The sequence below is a fragment of the Paramagnetospirillum magneticum AMB-1 genome (assembly GCF_000009985.1).
Lineage (GTDB): Bacteria > Pseudomonadota > Alphaproteobacteria > Rhodospirillales > Magnetospirillaceae > Phaeospirillum > Phaeospirillum magneticum.
Genome location: NC_007626.1, coordinates 2,007,542 through 2,029,708, shown reverse-complemented (window position 1 = coordinate 2,029,708; position 22,167 = coordinate 2,007,542). Strand labels below are relative to the sequence as shown.

General features: G+C 67.0%; 17 protein-coding genes. 10 read left to right on the top strand and 7 right to left on the bottom strand.

Annotation, left to right across the window (positions count from 1 at the left end):
* Nucleotide 1: 1 nt before the first annotated feature.
* The 6 genes from AMB_RS09520 to AMB_RS09495 form a co-directional block, all read right to left on the bottom strand.
* Complete coding sequence (locus AMB_RS09520; RefSeq protein WP_011384288.1) at nt 2-604, bottom strand: hypothetical protein; 603 nt, start codon at nt 602-604, stop codon at nt 2-4.
* Nucleotides 601-1,221, bottom strand: coding sequence for a DUF4255 domain-containing protein (locus AMB_RS09515; protein ID WP_197531986.1), 621 nt, complete (start codon nt 1,219-1,221; stop codon nt 601-603). Before AMB_RS09515 ends, AMB_RS09520 begins: the two co-directional genes overlap by 4 nt.
* Before the next feature lie 24 nt (nt 1,222-1,245).
* Complete coding sequence (locus AMB_RS09510; RefSeq protein ID WP_011384286.1) at nt 1,246-2,043, bottom strand: hypothetical protein; 798 nt, start codon at nt 2,041-2,043, stop codon at nt 1,246-1,248.
* A gap of 20 nt (nt 2,044-2,063) precedes the next feature.
* Nucleotides 2,064-2,636: a hypothetical protein gene (locus AMB_RS23370; RefSeq protein ID WP_011384285.1), complete on the bottom strand. Its 573-nt coding sequence runs from the start codon at nt 2,634-2,636 to the stop codon at nt 2,064-2,066.
* 33 nt (nt 2,637-2,669) lie between these two features.
* On the bottom strand, nt 2,670-3,062 hold the full coding sequence (locus AMB_RS09500) for a hypothetical protein (RefSeq protein WP_043744047.1): 393 nt from the start codon (nt 3,060-3,062) through the stop codon (nt 2,670-2,672).
* 122 nt (nt 3,063-3,184) lie between these two features.
* Entirely contained in the window at nt 3,185-3,601 is a 417-nt protein-coding gene (locus AMB_RS09495; protein WP_011384283.1) for a hypothetical protein, read from the bottom strand.
* A gap of 766 nt (nt 3,602-4,367) precedes the next feature.
* On the opposite strand from AMB_RS09495, the gene AMB_RS09490 reads away from it, so the two are divergent.
* From AMB_RS09490 to AMB_RS23365, 5 genes are all read left to right on the top strand, one after another.
* The gene (locus AMB_RS09490; RefSeq protein ID WP_043744044.1) at nt 4,368-4,991 is read left to right on the top strand and encodes a TetR/AcrR family transcriptional regulator; all 624 of its coding nucleotides are present in this window, start codon (nt 4,368-4,370) and stop codon (nt 4,989-4,991) included.
* 185 nt (nt 4,992-5,176) lie between these two features.
* Nucleotides 5,177-6,403 carry an efflux RND transporter periplasmic adaptor subunit gene (locus tag AMB_RS09485; RefSeq protein ID WP_011384281.1) on the top strand — a complete coding sequence of 409 codons (1,227 nt, stop codon included), beginning with the start codon at nt 5,177-5,179 and terminating at the stop codon, nt 6,401-6,403.
* 55 nt (nt 6,404-6,458) lie between these two features.
* A complete protein-coding gene (locus AMB_RS09480) occupies nt 6,459-9,617 on the top strand; it encodes an efflux RND transporter permease subunit (RefSeq protein WP_011384280.1) in 3,159 nt (1,052 codons plus the stop codon).
* Entirely contained in the window at nt 9,610-11,040 is a 1,431-nt protein-coding gene (locus AMB_RS09475; protein WP_011384279.1) for an efflux transporter outer membrane subunit, read from the top strand. The genes AMB_RS09480 and AMB_RS09475 overlap by 8 nt, the downstream gene beginning before the upstream one ends.
* Nucleotides 11,041-11,157: 117 nt before the next feature.
* The gene (locus AMB_RS23365) at nt 11,158-14,268 is read left to right on the top strand and encodes an MASE3 domain-containing protein (RefSeq protein WP_011384278.1); all 3,111 of its coding nucleotides are present in this window, start codon (nt 11,158-11,160) and stop codon (nt 14,266-14,268) included.
* Here the strand turns inward: AMB_RS23365 and AMB_RS09465 are convergent.
* Complete coding sequence (locus tag AMB_RS09465; protein ID WP_043744043.1) at nt 14,265-17,855, bottom strand: hybrid sensor histidine kinase/response regulator; 3,591 nt, start codon at nt 17,853-17,855, stop codon at nt 14,265-14,267. The two genes, AMB_RS23365 and AMB_RS09465, sit on opposite strands and share 4 nt — an antisense overlap.
* A gap of 207 nt (nt 17,856-18,062) precedes the next feature.
* On the opposite strand from AMB_RS09465, the gene AMB_RS09460 reads away from it, so the two are divergent.
* The 5 genes from AMB_RS09460 (at nt 18,063) to AMB_RS09440 (ending at nt 22,049) form a co-directional block, all read left to right on the top strand.
* Nucleotides 18,063-18,704, top strand: a complete 642-nt coding sequence (locus AMB_RS09460) for a LuxR C-terminal-related transcriptional regulator (protein ID WP_011384276.1) — start codon at nt 18,063-18,065, stop codon at nt 18,702-18,704.
* A 127-nt stretch (nt 18,705-18,831) separates the two neighbouring features.
* Nucleotides 18,832-19,146, top strand: coding sequence for a hypothetical protein (locus AMB_RS09455; RefSeq protein ID WP_011384275.1), 315 nt, complete (start codon nt 18,832-18,834; stop codon nt 19,144-19,146).
* Between the two features lie 11 nt (nt 19,147-19,157).
* The gene (locus AMB_RS09450; protein ID WP_050750677.1) at nt 19,158-19,544 is read left to right on the top strand and encodes a response regulator; all 387 of its coding nucleotides are present in this window, start codon (nt 19,158-19,160) and stop codon (nt 19,542-19,544) included.
* A gap of 139 nt (nt 19,545-19,683) precedes the next feature.
* On the top strand, nt 19,684-21,705 hold the full coding sequence (locus tag AMB_RS23360; RefSeq protein ID WP_011384273.1) for a methyl-accepting chemotaxis protein: 2,022 nt from the start codon (nt 19,684-19,686) through the stop codon (nt 21,703-21,705).
* 29 nt (nt 21,706-21,734) lie between these two features.
* The gene (locus AMB_RS09440) at nt 21,735-22,049 is read left to right on the top strand and encodes a hypothetical protein (RefSeq protein ID WP_011384272.1); all 315 of its coding nucleotides are present in this window, start codon (nt 21,735-21,737) and stop codon (nt 22,047-22,049) included.
* Nucleotides 22,050-22,167 lie beyond the last annotated feature (118 nt).

Genomic DNA, 22,167 nt, shown 5'->3' with positions numbered 1-22,167 from the left:
CTTACTCTGGGGCCAGGGCCACGTCGACGAAGTGGGTGGCGGCAGACGAAATGACTACGGTACTTGTCTGACTGGCGTAACCTGGCTTGTCGAAGGACAGGGTCACCAGGGCATTGGGATCGGGACGTCCGGTCAGGCCCAGGGCATAGCGACCGTCATAGGCGCCGACGCGATCGGTGCGGGTTTCCAGCCGCCGCGAGGCTCCGGACCGGCTGGGATAGGCGGCGCCGACCGCGACGTCCCCCAACGGCGTGCCCAGCGGACCGGTGACCTGCCCCAGAATCACCGGAATCCAGGCGGGATAGGGATAAAGCGGGTCCGGGGCCAAGGTGCAGACGACGATGGCCTCGGCCAAGGGGGCGGGCGGCGGCACCGTGACGGTGCAGGCCTGGGGAAAAAATCCGTCCACCACCACCTCGATCCGGTGCGGGCCGTCGGCCAGATCGGTGAAGGCATGAAATCCTTGGGATTTCGGCAAGGGATGCGCCGCCAGGCCATCCACGGTGAACAGGGCCGGCGCGCAGGCGGGCAGACCGGTGAAGCCATCGATCAGTTGGACCACGGCGCTCAGCTGAAGGGAAAAGCTGGCCTGGACGACGGTCATGGCCGGGCCTCCTCCCTGGGACGCGACGCCAAATGAGCATCTGCGTGCTCGACCATCTCCACCCCCGCGCTCAGAGTCGAGGGCAGCTGGACCGGCGACAGGCGGTAGAGCCGGGTGATCTTGTAGGACTTGCCGGGAAATCCCGCCCACAGATCGCGCATCTGGTGCTGGCTTTCCTCCTGGGGCACGATGGCGATGGACTGGTTTCCCAACGCCCGGACCGCCGGGTCCAGCAGCGGTCCCTCCAGGGCGGGAACATCGTGGAACAGGCGGACCAGCTTGTTGATCAGCACCAGCTCGATCTCGGAGGAACGGCCGTAGGGCACCATCATATAGATCAAATCCACCGGCAGCGCCGGGGCCTGACGGACCAATCCGGCGGGCTGACCGGCCCCGGCCGGACGGCGGGTCAACGTGCCGGGCTGGTTGCGCAGCCAGGGATTGATCTCGATCTGGTACAGATAAAGACTGAGTCGATTTTGCTCGTGCCCATCCATTTCGGCGGGTGAATCGAACACCACGGCGGACTCCGCCTGCAGCTCCGGAATGGAGCCGCGGATCAGGCGGGCCAGCGACTGGCTGATCTTCAAGATCACCTGTCCGTCATCCGCTGCCATGGAATTGTCCGGGTCTGCCATGCGCTACAGCGTGAACAGGGTCTGAGTCTGGCCGACATATTGCGGCTGACGGTTGCCCACCTGGGCGTGGATGGTGACCGCCGGATCGCACAGGGCCTTCAGGGTGATGAAGCGCTGATCAACGTTGACCCAGGTCAGAAAGGCCACCAGGCCGAAATCGGTGCCGGAGGTTCCGCCACTGGCGGTGACCACCGACAAGCGATTGTTGCAGTAGCTGAACGACGAGAGCGGAAGAGCCGCCGCGGCGCTGTACAGGGTCAGCCCCATGGTGTCGCCGGTATCGGGTCCCAGGGTCCACACCACCGGTCCGCGGCCGTCGCCGCCCACCTCGATCTCCACCGCCGCCCCCGGCTTGCACCCCTTGACGGTGAGCAACACCCCGCAGCTGGGGCGCCGCGCCTTGGCGAAGACGGCGCTGATGCGGCCGTTGTACCAGCGGACCGGCGCATCATTGCCGAAAAAGGCCTGAACGGTCGCCTCGCTGTTCATGGTGCAGTAGCCCTGAAGGTAATCGATCCCCTCCTCGATGGTCAGGGACAGGGTCAGGGTGAAGCTGCACGAGGACGGAGCGCTGGCCGCGATGCGGATGCTGAGCAGCGCATCGTTGAACGAGATGGCCTGGATGCACGAGGCCGATCCGGCCATGCCGTCGGCCACCACGTTGTAGGAAAAGCCCAGGCTGTCGCCGTACAGAGAGCCCAGACTCCACTGCACGCCCGGCGACGTGAAGGTGATGTTCAGGTTGGAATTGGGGGCGACGTTGCTGAACAGCAGTACCGCCGGAATGGTCTTTGTCGGCATGATCTTGATTCCGTCTGCGGTCAGAGTTCCACCACGAATGAGCTGAGCCCGATCAGGCTGGTTCGGTCGATCGTGGAGGTCAGCGTTACGCTGGCATTGGGCGGAAGATCGACACGCCCACGCAGATCGTGCTGGAGCGTGTTGACATACAGCCGGATCTGGATCTCCTGGCTGACGGCATTGGTCTGCAGGTACAGCTCGCGCGCGTTGACCAGGAAACTGTCCACGAAGAGCATGGCGTCCTTGGTGGCTTCGATGCTCAACCCCACCAGACCGGTGCCGGAGCCATCGCTCCAGATCGCGTTCTGGTCATCGCGAATGGTGATGAACGCCTTGGAATTGGCCGGAAGATTGCTCAGGGTGATGGTCAACGGGTGAAATGGATCGAACGGCCCGTGGGTCGCGGGCTGGGGCGGCACCACCGGCTTTTGCTCCATCAGCGGCGCGCGCTCGGAGGCGACCAGATCCTGCGGCGCGGTGGCGTGCACCGAAACCGCGTGGGGCGCCGCTGCGGGCGACGGTTCCTCGACCGCGGCCCAGGATCCCCTGGGAGTATCCTTGCTGTTCTTGTCGTCGGTACCCTTGGTGCTCATGAGGCCGGCCCCCGTCGTTTGCTCGGAAAGGGATCAGAGGGAGGAGGGAAAAGGAATGGTGTTGAGTCCAGGCTTCAACACACCGGCGCCGCCCGTCCCCCCCAGGAAGGAATAGCCGCCCGAGACGTCGCCATTCATCGCCACATTGATGACCAGAGAGTCGCCCTCGGCGGAAACATAGGTGACCAGCTCCAACCCCTGCATGGCGGCGGCCGCCCCCGGACTGGCCGACTGCACGTAGAACTGCGTCTCGGTCAGGGAGACCGACACCAGCGGCGGAGTCGCCTGCGTCAAATACGGCATCACCTGCTGGGTGTAGCTGCCGCCGGACAGGAACTGATTGGGACCGTCCACCGTCAGGGTCACGGACAGCGGCTGGCTTGAGTTCTGCAAGATGAAGTGAAACGCGACGTGAAACGAGTCCATGGGCACAACTCCCTCTTGCCGACCACCCCACCCGATTCGAGAGTTTGGGTCGAGGGCGGAAAAGCTGATGAGCGGAACAGAGCCGGCGGCGGCAGTGCCGCCGGCTCCTCCGTCAGATCAGATCACGCATTCCACTTGAACGGCGTGGGGGACTGATTGATCGCCACCCACGGGCCATTGTTGAAGCAGCCCATCACCGTGATGGACGGATCGCGAATGCACCACAGGTTGAAATACTGAACGCCGGCAGCAGCCAGGTAGCCGTCGAACTCGAACTGGAGCGCGCCCGAACCGCCGCCCGACGAACTGGTCTGGAAATTCAGGGCGTTGTTGGTGATCGACGCGGTGCTCAGCGGCAGCATGCCCGACAGGGAGTTCAGGCGGATACCAGCCCGCTGGTTGTTAGGATCGCCGCTGGACCAGGAAATCACACCGCCGGTATCGTCCGACGACAAGTTCACCTGCACGTTGTTTCCGGCCGTCAGATTTGCGACGGAAATCTGCATGAACTTATAAGAGAACACCACCAGATCGCTCATTTCTTGCCTCTCCTAACATCGAATGCAGCGGAAGCACCACTTGATGAGGGTTATCATGTAGCATAACAACGCCTTTAATTGCTAATTTATTATATTTAAGCAACCTAAGGTGTTATAGCCAATGCCACACAAGCAAAAACCGTCAATAGTGCGTTCGGTATGCATGCTTTGGTTGACGCATTGGAACGATAAGCGGCAGCTATAAACGCGTCAAGGTAGTTATTCTAACATTTTATAATTACCTGAGATTCTAATTGCATCGCTTATACATACTTAAAGATGAATTGTTTCAGCTTGTCACCACGCGGCGCATCGTCTGCCGCCCTGTGTCACCATCAACCCATTGATCTGGAGGAGTTTTCCCAATACAGGGCCTCACCACACCCCCATGGAGAAGTGTAGCAAAAATGCGTATTTTTAGTTGTTTTTTGACGATTCCAGTAAGCCGCAGGCCTGTTTCACAATTCAAATCCGAGGTTCCGCCACATTCTCTGACGGCTCACAGAGCGGCGACACCGGTCTGTAACCGGCCATCGTCGAGGTCAAGCGACGGCAGAAAATGTGATTGCCGGAGGTGTCTCGAAAATCAGGGACCGTTCAATCAAGGCCCCCCCCCCCCGCACTGTGCGGCAGCGTCGGCCGAAGCCGTTTCTGCGTGAAGCCAAGCCGCGCCCGGGCGCCTCATCCCGGCCAGCGAAAAGCTCTTGACCGATCAGTCAAGAGCACACTATTCTGCCCGAGATGTGATTTTCTGGGACGTTTCTCCATGGGCCGCCCGTCGCCCGACACCAAGCAGATTTTGATCGATACCGCACTGGCACTGATCTGGATGAGCAGCTATGGCTCGGTCAGCGTCGACGACATCTGCAAGGCCGCCGGGGTCAAGAAGGGCAGCTTCTACCACTTCTTCCCCTCCAAGGTGGATTTGGCGGTGGCGGCCATGGAACACTCGTATCATGAGGTCAAGCCGCTCTACGACACCATCTTCTCGCCCGACACCCCGCCCCTGAAGCGGTTCGAGCGCATGATGGAGGTGGTGATCGAGAAGCAGACCGAGACCCTGGAAAAATACGGCCGGGTCTGCGGCTGTTCCGACACCTCGCTGGGCTGCGAGATGGCCGGGCTGGAGGAGCGCATCCGCGTCAAGTTCGAGGAATTGGCGAGCCGCAAGAAGCGCTACTACGAAAACGCCCTGCGCGACATGGTGGCCGAGGGGACTCTCCCCCCCGACACCGATGTGAAGGCCAAGGCCCACGAGATTTTCGCCTATCTTCTGGGGCAGATGACCCTGGCCCGGATTCAGAACGACCTGAACCTGCTCAAACGTGATCTGAGGCCGGGATTGTTGGGACTTCTGGGGCTCCAGGACAAGGCCGGTTCGGCCGCCTAGCGCACTATTTTGCCATTGCTTTGCCGACCGGGCGCCCTGCCGCCCGGACAAGTTGGAAAGGGGGCCGCCGCGCCCTATGCCGCCCAAGGGCGGTATTTTTTGGATCATTGACTAGACTGACCGGTCAAATACTAGGGTATTATGCCCCCTGGCCTGCCGGTCATAGACATCGAAGGAGCTTTCCCATGACCGCTTCCCCCCGCTTCGCCAAGGCCCCCATCTTCAGCAAAGGCCCCGTCTTCAGCAAAGGTAGGGCCCTCCTTCTCGCCACCGTCGCCCTGGCCGCCCTGGGTGGCGGCGCGGTGCTGCTCCGCGGCGCTCCCGGCCAGCCGGCCCAGGCCGCCGCCGCCCAGGCGGCTCCCGTCACCGTGCAGACCATGGCGCTCCGCAACGTCCAGGTCTGGTCCTCGTTCTCGGGCCGCATGCGGGCGGTGGACTTCGCCGAGATCCGGCCCGAGGTCAGCGGCCGCCTCACCCAGGTGCGCATCAATGACGGCCAGACGGTCAAGGCCGGCGATGTGCTGTTCGTGATCGACCCCGCCCCCTTCGAGGCGGCGCTGGCCAAGGCCGAGGCCAATCTGGCCACCGCCCGGACCAACGCCGTCTTCGCCCGCACCGAACTTGACCGGGCCGTCAACCTGATCAAGACCGAGGCCATCGCCCAGCGCCTCTATGACGAGCGCGCCAATGCCGACAAGGTGTCCCATTCCGCGGTGCTGGCCGCCGAGGCTGAACTGAAGCAGGCGCACATCAACCTGGATCATGCCTATGTCAAGGCGCCCATCGCCGGCCGGGTCAGCCGCGCCGAAATCACCCTGGGCAACGTGGTGCAGGCCGGCCCCGGCGCGCCGCTGCTGACCTCCATCGTCTCCAATGACGGCATCTACGCCGATTTCGAGGTGGACGAGCAGACCTACATGAAGGGCATCCGCACCCAGGACGGCTCCCGCGACAAGGAACGCCGCATCCCGGTGCAGATCACCGTGCGCGGCGACGAGGCCCACCCCTATCTCGGCACCATTCAGAGCTTCGACAACCGCATCGACACCGCATCGGGGACCATCCGCGCCCGGGCCCGCTTCGACAACGGGGACGGCGCCCTGATGCCGGGCATGTTCGTCTCGGTCAAGGTGGCCAGCGGCGGCGACGAGCCGGCCCTGCTGGTGCAGGAACGCGCCATCGGCAGCGACCAGAGCAAGAAGTTCGTCTATGTGGTCGGCGACGACGGCAAGGTGGCCTATCGCGAGGTCGGGCTGGGGCCGCAGGTGGACGGAAGCCGCATCGTCCTGGCCGGACTCAAGGCCGGCGAGAAGGTGATCGTCGACGGGCTGCAGCACGTCCGCCCCAACATGGCGGTCACCGTTCAGGAGGCCTCGCTGGGCACCCTCAGACACGATATCGCCGCCAACTAGGCGCCGCATCCTCCTTTTCCGCTTTTGCCGCCCTCGCCCTTGAGAAGGCCACGCCATGACTTTGTCCAAATTCTTCATCGACCGCCCCATCTTCGCCGGGGTGATCTCCACCGTGATCCTGCTGGCGGGGCTGATCTCCATGCTCCTGCTGCCCATCTCGGAATACCCCGAGGTCGTGCCGCCCTCGGTGATCGTCAAGGCCCAGTTCCCCGGCGCCAATCCCAAGGTCATCGCCCAGACCGTGGCGACGCCGCTGGAGGAGCAGATCAACGGCGTCGAGAACATGCTCTACATGTTCTCCCAGGCCGCCAGCGACGGCACCATGACGCTCACCGTCAGCTTCAAGATCGGCACCGATCCCGACCTCGCCACCCAGCTGGTGCAGAACCGGGTCAACCAGGCCCTGCCGAGGCTGCCCGAGGTCACCCGGTCGCTGGGCGTCACCACGGTCAAAAGCTCGCCCGATCTGACCATGGTGGTGCACCTGACCTCGCCCAACGAACGCTATGACATGCTCTATCTGCGCAATTACGCCCTGCTCAACGTCAAGGATCAGCTGGCCAAGATCCAGGGCGTGGGCAGCGTCCAGCTGTTCGGCTCGGGCGATTACGCCATGCGCATCTGGCTCGACCCCGAGAAGGTGGCCGAACGGAGCATGACCGCCGACGAGGTGGTCGCCGCCATCCGCCGCCAGAACGTCCAGGTCGCCGCCGGCGTGATCGGCGGGCCGCCCTATGGCAGCGGCGTCGAACTGCAATTGCCCATCAACGCCCAGGGCCGGCTCACCGATGCCGACCAATTCGCCGAGATCATCATCAAGCGCGATAGCGGCGTGGTCACCCGCCTGAAGGACGTGGCGCGGGTCGAGATCGACGCCGCCCAGTACGGCCTGCGCTCGCTTCTGGACAACAAGCCCGCCGTCGCCATCCCGGTGTTCCAGTCCCCCGGCTCCAATGCCATCGAGATTTCCAATCAGGTCCGCGCCGCCATGGCCGAGCTGAAGAAGAATTTCCCCGAAGGCCTGGATTACGCCATCGTCTACGACCCCACCGTGTTCGTGCGCGGCTCCATCGAGGCGGTGGTCCATACCCTGCTGGAGGCGGTGGCCCTGGTGGTGCTGGTGGTGATCCTGTTCCTCCAGACCTGGCGGGCCTCCATCATCCCGCTGCTGGCGGTGCCCATCTCCATCGTCGGCACCTTCGCGGTGATGCACATCTTCGGCTTTTCCATCAACGCCCTGTCCCTGTTCGGGCTGGTGCTGGCCATCGGCATCGTCGTCGACGACGCCATCGTGGTGGTCGAGAACGTCGAGCGCAACATCGAGAACGGCCTTTCCCCCCGCGACGCCACCATCAAGGCCATGGGCGAGGTCACCGGCCCGATCATCGCCATCGCCCTGGTGCTGTGCGCGGTGTTCGTGCCCATCGCCTTCATCAGTGGACTGACCGGTCAGTTCTATCGCCAGTTCGCCCTGACCATCGCCTTTTCCACGGTGATTTCCGCCTTCAACTCCCTGACCCTGTCGCCGGCCCTGGCCGTCACCCTGCTGAAGGGCCACGGCGCCCCCAAGGATGCCCTGACCCGGGGCATGGACCGGGTGTTCGGCCGCTTCTTCGCCGGCTTCAACCGGGTGTTCCACGGCGGCTCGCACGCCTATGGACGGGGCGTCACCGGCATCCTGGGGCGCAAATCGGCGGCCATGCTGATCTACCTGCTGCTGCTGGGCGCCACCTATGTGGGATTCCAGGCGGTGCCGCCCGGCTTCGTGCCCACCCAGGACAAGCAATACCTGGTCAGCTTCGCCCAGCTGCCCGACGGCGCCACCCTGGAGCGCACGGAGAGCGTCATCCGCGCCATGTCCGACATCGCGCTGAAGGAACCGGGCGTCGAAAGCGCCGTGGCCTTCCCCGGCCTGTCCATCAACGGCTTCATCAACAGCCCCTCGGCCGGCATCGTCTTCGTCACCCTGAAGCCGTTCGAGGAGCGCCGCTCGGCCGAGCTGTCGGGCTTCGCCATCTCCCAGAAGCTCCAGATGAAGTATCTGGGGGTGAAGGACGCCTTCATCGCCATCTTCCCACCGCCGCCCGTCCAGGGGCTGGGCACCATCGGCGGCTTCAAGCTGCAGGTGGAGGACCGCACCGACCAGGGCTACGAGGCGCTGGACCAGACCATGAAGGCGGTGCAGGCCAAGGCCGCCCAGACCCCGGAACTGGCCCGCGTCTTCTCCAGCTACAAGATCGGCATGCCCCAGCTCTATACCGAGCTGGACCGCACCAAGGCCGCCCAGTTGGGCGTCGACGTCCAGGACGTGTTCAGCGCCATGCAGATCTATCTGGGCTCGCTCTACGTCAACGACTTCAACAAGTTCGGCCGCACCTATCAGGTCATCGCCCAGGCCGACCGCCAATTCCGGTCCAAGCCCGACGACATCTTGAAGCTGCAGACCCGCAATTTCGAGGGCCGCATGGTGCCGCTGGGCTCCATCGTCCGGGTGACGGAGACCACCGGTCCCGACAGCGCCATGCGCTACAACGCCTTCCGTTCCGCCGACGTCAACGGCGGCCCGGCGCCGGGCTATTCCACCGGTCAGGCCCAGGCGGCCATGACCCGCATCCTGGACGAGACCCTGCCCAAGGGCATGGGCTACGAGTGGACCGAGCTGACCTACCAGCAGATCCTGGCCGGCAACACCGCCATGCTGGTGTTTCCCATCTGCGTGCTGCTGGTTTTCCTGGTGCTGGCGGCCCAGTACGAAAGCCTGTTCCTGCCCGCCGCCATCATCCTGATCGTGCCCATGTGCCTGCTGTCGGCCATCACCGGCGTCTGGCTGACCGGCGGCGACAACAACATGTTCACCCAGATCGGCCTGTTCGTGCTGATCGGCCTGGCCTGCAAGAACGCCATCCTGATCGTCGAGTTCGCCCGCGAACTGGAGATCGCCGGCAAGGGCACCGTCGAGGCCGCCGTCGAGGCGGCGCATCTGCGGCTGCGCCCGATCCTGATGACCTCCTTCGCCTTCATCATGGGGGTGGTGCCGCTGGTGCTGTCCTCGGGGGCGGGCGCCGAGATGCGCCACGCCATGGGTGTCGCCGTGTTCTTCGGCATGCTGGGCGTCACGTTCTTCGGCCTGTTCCTCACCCCCGTCTTCTACGTCCTCATGCGCGCGCTGGAAAAGCGCGTCACCGGAACCGAAAAGGTGCACCACCATGTCTAAGCGCAAGATCGCTCCCTCCGCCCTGGTGCTGACCGGGCTGCTGCTCGCCGCCTGCACCAGCCCGGCCGGGCCGCAAGATTCCGGGATCGAGACCCCGTCCCTGTGGAGCCGCCTGACCGGAAGCGCGCCGGCCAAGGCCGACCCCACCGCGCCGCTGGTCCTGGGCCCCGATGCTGAGGTCGAGCAGACCTGGTGGCGACGCTTCGGCGATCCCACCCTCGACACCCTGGTGGCCGACGCCCTGGCCGGCAACCAGACCCTGGCCATGGCCAAGGCTCGGGTCGAGGAGGCCCAGGCGGCGCGCGGCCTCGCCCGCTCGCGTCTGCTGCCCGACATCTCCGCCGCCGGCTCGGCCCAGCGCGCCAATCAGGGCTACGCCACCGGCGACAAGGCGGTGGGCGTGGCCGAGATCGACCTCAAGGCCACCTGGGAGCTGGACCTGTTCGGCCGCAATCAAGCCCGCATGGCCGAGGCCAACGCCCTGCTGCAATCGGAGGAAGCCACCCGCCAGGGCGTGCGGGTGGCGCTGCTGGCCGAGGTGGCGCGGTCCTATTTCGACCTGCGCGACGCCATCCGCCAGATCGAATTGACCCGCCAGAACCTGGGAACCCAGCGCCGCACCCTGGAGATCATCCGCGCCCAGCGCCAGGGCGCCCTGGCCAGCGATTTCGACGTCCAGCGGGCCGGGGCCCGGGTCTCGGCCACCGAGGCCCTGATTCCGTCCCTGGAGACCGCCCGCGACGTGGCCTTGAACCGGCTGTCCGTGCTGTTGGGCCGCGTGCCCGGCGGCCGTGACGCCCTGCTGGCCGAACTGCCGCAGGCCAAGCCCCTCAATCCGAGCGTCGCCATCGCCGCCCCGGCCAAGGTGCTGGCGGCACGGCCCGACGTGCGCGCCGCCGAGCGCCGCTTCGCCGCCAGCCTGTCGGCCAAGGACGCCGCCACCGCCGAACTGTTTCCCAATATCTCGCTGGCCGCTCTGTTCGGCACCCAGACCGCCACCCCGATGAATGCCACGCCCTGGGGCATCGGCCTGACCCTGGTCCAGCCGATCCTTAATTTCGGCCGCATCGAATCCCAGATCGACGCCGCCGACGCCCGCCAGCGCCAAGCCTTCCTGGCCTATCAGCGCAGCGTGCTGGAAGCGCTGGAAGACATGGAAAACGCCCTGTCGCGCTATGGCCACGAAGCCGGCCGCAATGTCGCGCTCGCCACCGGCGTGGCCCAAAATCGCCGGGCTTCGGAGCTGGCGCATACCCAGTTTACCAACGGCTATACCGGCCTGCTCGACGTCCTGGTGGCGGAACGCGACCTGCTGGACGCCGAAGCGGCCCAGGCCGCCTCCGATACCAGCCTCCGCCGGAATCTGATCGCCATCTACGCCGCGGCGGGAGGCGGCTGGGACGACAGCGCCGACGGAAGGTGACCCGATGGCGCCATAAGCCCTGAAAAGGCAACGCCATTCCCCTGGTCAGACGGCGTCAGCCATGCTTCACTGATGCTCGTTTTGGGGGCTGATGGGGGCCGGTCGGGACCGGGGGACATGCTGGGAGACGCCGAGGACAGGCCGCAGTCGCATATGGCCGGCGACGAGGGAGAGGGGCGAACGGCGCTGTGGATCGCGGCGGCATTCACCATGCTGTTCGCCCTGGCCCCCCTGATTCCCTTTCACAACCTCTTCGACGAGCGTGACGTCTTTCTGGCCTTTCACCAGGTGACCGAAGGCTTTTCCAGCGTGGTCGCGGTGCTGGTCTTCGCCGTGGGCTGGCATACCCACGACCGCGAACGCCCCCGCAACCTTTCGATCCTGGCCGCCTGCTTCTTCGGCGTGGCGGTGTTCGACATGCTCCATACCCTGTCCTATGACGGGATGCCGGATTTCATCACACCCAGCGACGTCCAGAAGGGGCTGGTCTTCTGGCTGGCGGCGCGCCTTCTGGCCGCGGGCGCCATGCTGACCATCGCCATCCTGCCGTGGCGCCCCTTCGCCAGCCCATGGTCCCGGCCGCTGCTGCTGGGCTCGATCATGGCGGCGGTGGTGGTGGTGGCCTGGGCGGCCATCTATCACCTCGATTCCCTGCCCGCCACCTATGTGCGGGGCCAGGGGCTCACCCCCTTCAAGATCGGGGTGGAGTGGGCTGTCATCATCATGCTGCTGGCGGCCATTCCCCTGCTGTGGCGAAAGCGCGACCTGGCCAACCGCCATTGGCTGGTGAGCGCCGCCTGGGTGATGGTGCTGTCCGAGCTGTATTTCACCGCCTGGCAGCGGACCACCGATATCTTCAACGTCATGGGGCACAGCTACAAGGTGGCGGGGTTCTACCTGCTGTACCAGGGGCTGTTCGTGGCGGTGGTGCGGGCGCCTTACCGCCGCCTCGACCGGTCGCGCGCCCAATTGGCCGAGAGCGAGGCCCGGCAAAGGGCCATCATCCAGGGCTCCATGGACGCCTTCGTCGCCATCGGGGCCGACCGGACGGTGGTCGCCTTCAACCCCGCCGCCGAGGAGATGCTGGCCGTGCCTGCGGCCCAGGTGGCCGACCGCCGCCTGGACGACACCCCGCTGCCCGCGCCACTGCAAGGGCGCTTGATGGACGGACTGGCCCCCGGCCTGGCCGCCGCCGGCGAGCGGAGAGATATCGCCGGCCAGCGGGGCGACGGCCGCCCGTTGCTGGCCGAAGCCAATCTCTTCGCGGTCGGCATCGGTGACGAGCGGCTTTCAGTCATCAGCCTGCGCGACGTCACCGAACTGCGAAAGGCCGAGGCGCAAGAGCGCCGGCGCACCGCCGAGATCGCCACGCTGCACCACCTGGCCCAAACCTTGGGGGCCACCGTCGTCCTTGAGGATCTGGCGACCATCACCGTCCAGGAGACCCTGCCGGTGGTGGGCGCCGACGTGGCCATGCTGTTCCTGCGCCAGGCCGGGGAAGCCCCGGTGCTGCGGGCCATCCACTGGCGCGGCGGAGAGCCCGGCCCGTCGCCGGCCTGCACCGAGGCCGATCAATGCCTGTGCCACCGCGCCTTCAGCATCGGTGAAACGATTTACTCCAACGCCCTGGCCGACGAAGACGGCATGCGCTGCGCAGAAAGCGGCCTGGGAACGGTGGTGGCGCTTCCCCTTGGGCGTGGCGATCAGGTGTTCGGCGTTCTGGCCTTCGGCACCATCGCCACCTCCGGCGAGTTGGACCGGCGGATGAGCTTCATGGAGACCCTGGCCAACGAGGTGAGCGGATTCCTGCAGAACGCCATCCTCTATGCCGAACTGCAAAGCCGGGGCGAGGACCTGACCCGCATTAACGCCGCCCTGGCCGCCGAGGTGGCGGAACGCAAGCATGCCGAGGCCCAGCTGACCGCCGCCCGCGACCAGTTGGAAGCTCGGGTCGCCGAGCGTACCGCCAGCCTCCAGCAGGAAATCAACGAGCGTCAGTACGCCGAGGAATCGCTCCGCAACGCCCTGACCAACCTGGAACGCCACCAGCAGGAATTGCGGCTGGCCAAGGAGGCCGCCGACAGCGCCAATCAGGCCAAGTCTGATTTCCTGTCCTCCATGAGCCACGAATTGCGCACGCCCCTGAACGCCATTCTCGGCTTCGCGCAATTGCTGGAGACCAGCCGGTCCAGTCCCCTGACCGACAAGCAGCGAGGCCAGGCCCAGTGCATCATCAAGGGCGGGCAGCACCTGTTGCAGCTGATCAACGAGGTGCTGGACCTCGCCCGGATCGAGGCCGGCAACCTGGCCCTCTCGCTGGAGGAGGTCGAGGCCCGCCCACTGTTCGACGAGGTCATGGACCTGACGCGGGCCTATGCCGGCGGCAGGGTGGCCATGGTCGATGCCAGCGTGCCGGGAGCCACGGCCAGTCATCTGCGGGTGGACTACACCCGCTTCAAGCAGGTGTTGCTCAACCTGACGTCCAACGCCGTGAAATACGGCGCGTCGGGAGGGACGGTGACCCTGACCATGGAGCCGGGCGCGGCGGACAGCGTCCGTTTCGTGGTGACCGATCGGGGGCCGGGCATCGCTCCGGAAAAGCAGGCGCTGCTGTTCCGGCCCTTCAACCGGCTGGGGGCGGAAGCCACCGAGATCGAGGGAACCGGCATCGGACTGACCATCTCCAAGCAGTTGGTCGAGGCCATGGGCGGGCGCATCGGCTTCGAGACCGCCACCGGGCGAGGCACCACCTTCTGGGTCGAGGTTCCCGCCGCCGCCGGCCATCCGGCCGCCGCCGCCCGGCATGACGGCAGGGAGCTGTCCTCGGCCAATATCAGGGTGGAGGGCGGCCGCACCATTCTCTATGTGGAGGACAACCCGGCCAATGTGCAGCTGATGCAGGATCTGGTGGCGGAATTATCCGACTTCACCTTGTTGACCAGCCCCACCGCGGAGATCGGCCTGGAAATCGCCGCCGTTGCCCATCCGGACATGATCCTGCTCGACATCAACCTGCCGGGGCTGAGCGGGATCGAGGCGCTACGCCGTCTCAAGGCGATTCCTGAGATCAGCGCCATCCCCGTGGTGGCGCTGTCGGCCGATGCCACCGCCGGGACCATCCGCCAGGCCCTGGAGGCCGGATGCGTCCGCTACCTGGCCAAGCCCCTGGACGTGAACGCCCTGTTCGCCACCATCCGCGAAATCCTGCCGTCGCCGGAAAGGACCTAATCAACCGCCAAGGCCCGGGCCAGCTGGGCGAAGTAATGGGGGAAGTCCACCGGCTTGTGCAGCAGGGCGAAGACCCCGGCCTTGGTCAGGGCGGCCTCGTCCAGGGCCTCGGGATAGCCGGTGCAGATCAGGCAGGGCAGATCGGGCCGGATGGCCTTGACCGCCTTGACCAGATCGATGCCCCGCATGCCCGGCATGGTCTGGTCGGTCACCATGACATCCCAGGCGTCGGGATGATCGCGCAGGACCTCGAGTGCATCCAGCGGCGAGGACACCACCGCCGCCTCAACGCCGCGATGTTCCAGCATGGCCAGGATCATGTCGCCGAAATCGGCGTCGTCATCCACCACCAGCACCCGGGTGCCGGGGGGCAAGGCCGCCTCCGTGCCGGACACGGCCATCTCGGCGGCAGCATCACCCTGGCCCATGGGCAGGACGATGTCGAAGCGGCATCCCCGGTCGGGATGGCTGCGCACCACGATGGCGCCATGATGGGCCAGGACGATACTGTGAACCACGGCCAGGCCGAGGCCGGTGCCTTGGCGCGCCGCCTTGGTGGTGAAGAACGGGTCGAAGGCATGGGCGATCACCGCCTGGGGAATGCCGGGTCCGCTGTCGATGATGCTGAGCGTCACATGGGGACGGTCGGGATCGAAACGGCCGGTGAAGGCCGTGACTCCGCCGCCGGCATCGGTCTCCACCTCCACCGCCAGGGCCAGCTCGGGCCGGGTGCGGCTGGTCAGGCGGCGCAGTTCCGCCCCGTCGCCGGACCGGGCCACGATGACCTGAATGTCGCCCGGCACCCCGTCCAGGGCATCGTTGGCATTGATCACCAGGTTAAGAATGACCTGGCTCAACTGGTCGCGATCGCCGTCGACCACGGTGCCGGCAGCCCCCGCACCGTGGTTGAAGGTCAGGCCGGTGGTGGCGGGAAGGCTGGCCCGCAGCAGCCCCAGGCATTCCTCGGCCAGACGCCCCAGATCAACGGTGCCGTGCGACACCTCGCTGCGGCGGGAGAAGGCGAGAATCTGGCGGACCACGCCCTTGGCGCGGTCGCTGGCGGTCAGGATGCGGCGCACATAGCGCTCGCCCGGCGACCCGGCCGGAACCTCGTCGCTCAGCAGGTCGGCGAAGCCGCGGATCGCCCCCAGGATGTTGTTGAAATCATGGGCCACGCCGCCGGCCAGCTGGCCGAGGGCCTCGAGCTTGCGGGCCTGGGCCAGTTGCTGTTCCAGGTGCCTTTGCTCGTCCTCGCGCCGCCGCCGCTCGGTAACGTCGCGAACCACCGCCACCAGATAGGGCCGCCCTCGCCGGGGGACGCAGGTCAGGGTCACGTCGAGATGGATCAGCGAACCGTCCTTGTGGCGGCCCAGCCATTCATAGGCCTGGGGATGGCCGCCCAGCGCCTTGGCCAGCAATCCCGCCGCCACCACCTTGGACTCGCGGCCATCGGTCTGGCGGGGCGGAGCGAAATCGTGCAGACCGTGCCCCTGAAGTTCGCCGCGGCCGTGGCCGAAGACGGCTTCCGCCCGGGGATTGCAGTCGATGATGCCGGCGCCTTCCATCAGGAAGATGGCGTCGCCGGCCGTCTCGAACAGGGCGCGATAGCGTTCCTGGTTCTCGCGCAGTTGCTCGTCGGCCAGCTTGCGCGCCCCGATGTCGGTCAGCACCGCGATGAATCCGTCCTGGGGCATGCGGGCGAAGCGGGTGTCGAGATAGATGGCGCCCTCCCCCTGCCCCAGCACCAGTTCGCCGCTCCAGGCCCCCCGGCTGGCCAGGGAGGATTCGATGATGTCCAGGAAGGGCGCCGAGGAGGATCCGGCCAGCCCCAGGGTCCGCCAGGGATGGCCGCGCAGGGCGGCGGCGGCCTCGAAGCCCAGGAGCCGGGCGGCGGCGGCATTGGCATAGGAGATGGTGCCCTCGGCATTGCTGACGATCACCGCCTCGCGCACGAGATCGAGGGCGGCCAGAACCCGGGCGATCTCCTCCTCGCGCTGGTGCAGCATCTGCTCGGCCGCCTTGCGCCGGTCGATACGCCGGATGCACAGGCGCAGGCCGGCGGGATGGCCATCGGCGATCACCGGCTGGATGGAGAGCGAGCACCAGCTCGCCTCGCCCCAGCGCCGGCGGATGCGGATGTCGATGTCGGCCACGGCCGATCCCGCTCCGGCGGCGGCCATGGCGGTGTCGAAGACACCCAGATCCTCGTCGCAGACCAGGCTGCGCGGATAGCCGGCAAGGGCCCGGCATTCCTCGACCGTGTAGCCGGTGACCTTCTCGACGCCGGGACTGAGCCAACGCAGGCCGCCGTCCTCGTCCAGCCAGCTTTCCCAGTCGGGAGCATAGTCGGCCACCGCCTTCAATTCGCGGACCCGGCGGGCCAGTTCGTCCTCGACCTCGACCTCGGCACCGCAATCCTGCAGCAACCCTTCGACCAGGAGGTCGGCGCCGTCGCGGCCGACCAGCCGCTCGCTGGACCGCACCCACGAGACCGTCCCGCTCGGCCGCGCCAGCCGCCACCGCAGAGAGACCTCGTCCTGCCGGCCCAGCCGGTCGATGGTATCGGCCAGGGTGCGCTCGCGGTCGTCGGGATGGCGCAGTTCCAGCAGGCGATCGGAGGGCAGGCGGCACATCTCGGCCGGAGTGATGCCGATCAGCCGCTCGGCGCCCTGGCTGGCGTAAAGCATTCGCCGCCGGCCGTCGGGGGACATGCGGACGCGGTAGGCCATGCCGGGCAGATTATCCAGCAGGGAGGAGAAGCGCGCGGCCGCATGCGACAGGCGGCGCTCTTCCAGGGCGGCGCGGAAATGGGGGGCGACGCACCGGGCGGCGGCGGCAAGAATCGCCTCGACCCTGGACGGGTCGTCGAAGGGCGACGTCCCCAAGGCGACCAGCACACCGCCGGGAGCCTCGGAGCCATCGAACAGCGGCGCTCCGGCATAGGCGGTGACGCCCAGGCGGCGGAACCGCCCAAGCAGGGGATAGCGCTCGTCAAGGCCGGCGGCGACCACCAGGGGACGTCCGGTGGACAGCACGTCTCCGCAGGCGGTGCCCAGGCTGCGATAGGGGTGGCCGACGATGTCGCCGCCCACCGCCGGGTCGGCGGCGGCGAATTCCGGAATCAAGGTGCCGTCGCGCTCGCGCCGGGCGACGAAGACGGTGCCGACGGCCAGGGCCGTCGCCGTCTGCTCCAGCACCGCCTGGATCAGGTCGGCACCGCGCCGGCCATCCGTGCCGAAGTCGGGAAGCGGCGGATCATCGCGCACCAGCGCCGCGCCGCTCCAGCCGCCATGACGCCCGCGCCCCGACAGGTCCAGCCCGGTTCCCGCCAGGGGTCCCCGTCGAAGACTGGCCCGCAGGCCGCTGAACGGCTGTCCGCTCTTCAGGCTGATGGCCAGGGCACGGCGGTCCGTCCGCTCCAGGCGAACCACCCGCCACCACGGCAGCGGCAAGGAGACGCCCAGGGGCGCCGACAGGGCGATCAGCCTTCCCCGGGCGTCCACGCTCCACAGGCAATCCGCCGCGGCCACGGCGGGGCCGCCGCCCGTTTCCGGGACGTCGCCCATTTCCGGGACGTCGGCGGCCACAGCGGCGCCGTGCCAGGGAAGCCGCCACCGGCGAGCCTTTGTCGGATGCGAATCGGTGTCTTTCATGCCCCGGCGAATTTACCCCCGGCCGTGTTGAAAGCGGAGCGCTAATGGTGGCAGCTCTACCGGCATCGGTACAGCGCCCGATAGACTTCCGTCTAGTGGCGGGGTAGAACCTTCCAGTTGTTTTTCCAGGGGTGCGCCAAGATGAGAATCATCATCGCCGACGACCATCCGCTCTATCTGGAGGCGGTGCTGGGCCAGTTGGAGAAGGCGTTCCCTGCGGGAAGCTTCCATACCGCCCGCAATCTGGCCGACACGCTGGCCCTGCTCGAGCGGGAAAGCGTGGATCTGGTCATGCTCGATTATTCCATGCCGGGCATGAACGGGGTGGAGGGGATTCCCACCGCCATCGCCGCCGCCAGGGGCACGCCCGTGGCGATCATGTCCGGGGTGGCCGACGACGACGCCGTGCGCGCCTGCATCGCGGCGGGGGCCAGGGGCTTCCTGCCCAAGACCCTGGAAAGCAGGGTATTCATCCAGGCCGTGGGCCTCGTGGGCGCGGGCGGCACCTATGTGCCCGCCGAGTTCGCCGCCCTGCCGTCCAAACCCGCCGCTCCCGCCACTCCCACCCTGGACCCGTCGCTCTTCACCTCGCGCGAGATGGAAGTCCTGGCCCTGATCGTCGCCGGCGCCTCCAACAAGGAGATCGCCCGGCAATTGGACCTTCAGGAGGTCACCATCAAGCTCCACCTCACCCGCATCTTTCAGAAGCTGGGGGTGAAGAACCGTTCCCACGCCGCCGTCACGGCGGTGCGCGGCGGCCTGGTGGCGGACGCGGTCCAGTAGCCATCCCCCATACCCTTGGCGGCGCCCGCTAGACCTCCGCCGCCCGCCGGAATACGTCTGCCGGAATGCGCCCGGCCCGGGCTCGCGCCATGCTTCCTCCCGTTCGACACCGGGGGAGGAGCCCGCCATGACCATCGACCACCGCATGAGCCGCTGCCGGGAAAGCCTGGCCCGCAGCATCGCCAGCATGCAGCAATCCTGCCGCGAGATGGAGGCCGCCTACGGCACCATCTCGCGCGAAAATCGCCGGCTGGCGGACAACACCGCGGCGCTCGGCGTCACGATCAAGCGCATCGAGACCAACCTGCGGCGCTACGACGATGAACTGAGCGGCATTCATGCCGGCATCTGCGAGTTGGGCGACAAGTCCCGCCGCCTCGCCTCCATCATGGACGATTACCTCGCCGGCCGGTTTCCCGGCCGCGCCCGCCGGGCCGCTTGATGAGGAACGCCATGATCCGCATCGCCGTTGCCGACGATGATTCCGATCTGCGCGAGGTGGTCGCCACCATGCTGGAACGCGACGGCCACTGGGTGGAGGTCGCCGCCAACGGCCGGGAGTGCCTGACGCTGATCGACAGCGGAACCATCGACCTGGTGGTCACCGACGTCTTCATGCCCGGCGGCGACGGAATGTCGCTGATGGCGGCCATCCGCAGCCGGCAGCCCCGATTGCCGGTGATCGCCATGACCGGCGGCATGGGCGGACTGTCCCACCCGTCCGTCGACGCCATGAAATCGGCCGGAGCGCAAGCCATCCTGGCCAAGCCATTCACCCGTCAGGCCCTCAGGGAGGCCACGGCGCAGGTCCTGGCCGCGTGCGGCTCGCCAACCCGATAGACGGAGGTCTAGCGCCGCGTCGCGGCCGCTATACCTCCGGCGCCCCGCGAAATACCTGTGCCGGAATGGCAAGCGCCGCTTTCTGCCCCATCCTGAACCTGTCTCGCCCTTCCACCCCGATCACCGGGAGATCCAAGACATGACCGCCAAGTCCACCCTGCTCGACCGCTTCTCCATCCGGACCCGCATCTACGCTCTGGCCGGGGGACTGTGCGCCCTGGCCGCCGGTCTGGCGGCTCTCGGCTATGTCTCCCTCAGCAATGTCATGGCCGACCTCGGCGAGGTCGGGCGCATCTCGGCCAACGCCCAGCGGGTGGTGGAAATCGACCGGGACATCGCCGCCGCCCGCCGCAACGTCCTGGGCTTCGCCAATTCCGGCGATGTCCGCATGCGTGATCGGGCCAATGAGCTGCTGACCACCCTGGCCAGCCAACTGGAAGAGTCGGTCGCCACCCATCGCAACGCCGAGCGCCGGGCCATCCTGGTGGAGATGCGCGACCTGGTCGGCAGCTATCGCGCCTTGTTCGAGCAGGTGGTGGCCAGCCGCCAGCGCCGCGACGAAAGCATCAAGCTGCAGCAGGGCGCGGCGGAAAAAGCCACCCAGACCATGAGCAGGCTGCTGGCCGACGCCCTGGCCGCCGGCCGGGTCGATTTCGTCGCCCATGCGTCCCAGGCCCAGGAAAAGCTTTCCCTGGCGCGGCTCAGCGTCGCCCGCTTCATCTCCATGGGAGATCCCGCCTTCATCGAGCGCGCCGAAGGCCATCTGAATGCTTTCGACGGCATCGCCGCCACCCTGGACGCCCGCACCGGCAGCGCCGCCGACCGCGAGGGACTGGCCGAGGCGCGGAGCACCGTCGCCGCCTTCCGCGACGCCATGCGCCAGACGGCCACCGCGATGATCTCGACCCGCCGGGTGGTGGAGGTGGACATGCCGGCCACCGGCGAGAAGTTCGCGGCCTTGGCGGCCGGCGTGCGCAACCTGCAAAAGGCCGCCGTCACCGAGGTCAGCCAGAGCAGCAACCGCCGCGCCGCCACCTTTACCATGGCCCTGGCCCTGGCCTCCCTGGCGGCGGTCGGCGGCGGCATGCTGTTCTCGGTGATCCTGGCCCGCGGCGTGGCGGTTCCCCTGACCGGCATGACCGACGCCATGTCCCACCTGGCCAAAGGCGACCACACCGTCTCGATCCCCGGCGTCGGGCGCCAGGACGAGATCGGCGCCATGGCCAGCGCCGTCCAGGTGTTCCGCGACAGCATGGTCCGGGCCGAAACCCTGGCCGCCGAGCAGGAGCAGGCCCGCCTCGCCCAGCTGGCCCGGGCCAGCCATATCGAGGCCTCGGCTCGCCAGTTCGAAGCCAATGTCTTGAAGGTGGTCAGCGATCTGGGCCAGGCGGTGGGCCGGCTGGACAACACCTCCACCTCCATGGCCGGCATCGCCACCAAGACCTCCGAGCGGGCCGCCGCCGTGGCCGCCGCCTCGACTCAAGCTACCTGCAACGTGCAGACGGTGGCCGCCGCCGCCGAGGAGCTGTCCGCCTCGGTGACCGAAATCAGCCGGCGCGTCTCGGACTCCACCCGCATCACCGCCCAGGCGGTGGACATGGCCCGGCGGACCAATTCCCTGGTGGGCGGGCTGACTAGCAGCACCGACCGCATCGGCCAGGTGGTCGGGCTGATCACCGACATCGCCGCCCAGACCAGCCTGCTGGCCATGAACGCCACCGTCGAGGCCGCCCGCGCCGGGGAAAGCGGCAAGGGCTTCGCCGTGGTCGCGTCCGAGGTGAAGAAGCTGGCGCAGCAGACCGCCCGGGCCACCGGCGAGATCACCACCTATGTCGCCGAAGTCCAGGGCGCCGGCGCCCATACCGCCGGGGCGCTTCAGGACATCACCGGCATCATCGCCCGCCTGGACGAGATCAGCAGCGCCATCGCCGCCGCGGTGGAGCAGCAAAGCGCCGCCACCTCGGAGATCGCCCGCAACGCCAATCAGGCGGCCGGCGGCACCGAAGAGGTCAATCGCCACATCCACGGGGTGACCGAGGAGGCCAGCCAGACCGGCAGCGCGTCGGGCCGGGTGCGCGGCGAGGCGGCCAGCCTGACCCGCCACGCCGCCGCCATTCACTCCGAGGTGGAGACCTTCCTCTCCAACGTGCGCTGCGCCTGACCCGCCCCTCCATTCGAAAGGACTTTCCCATGCACGTCAGCGAACGAATGGCCGCCATCCGGGCCAGAACGCAGGACACCATCGCCCGCCTGGACCGCGCCTTTGGCGAGATCGACAGGAACTGCCGGGAAATCGCCGCCAACAGCCGGCAGCTGGCCAGCAACGCCGAGCAGATCGGCAAAGTCATGAAACGCATCGAAACCGGGCTGGAGCGCTATGACGCCCACCTGGTCTCCATCGATGGCAAGGCCCGCGACATTGGCCACAAGTCGAGGGAGCTGGCCACCATCATGGACGACTACCTGAGCGGCCAAACCCGTCAACGTCGCCGCAACGTGGCCTGAGGGAGGAGCGCGGAAGGAAGCCGTCCTTGGCGATGGTGATTTCCTTGACGTATTGCTCGGGCGTGGCGTGGCCCTTGATGACGGCTTTGTTGACGCTGTCCATGCCCTCGGCGATGGC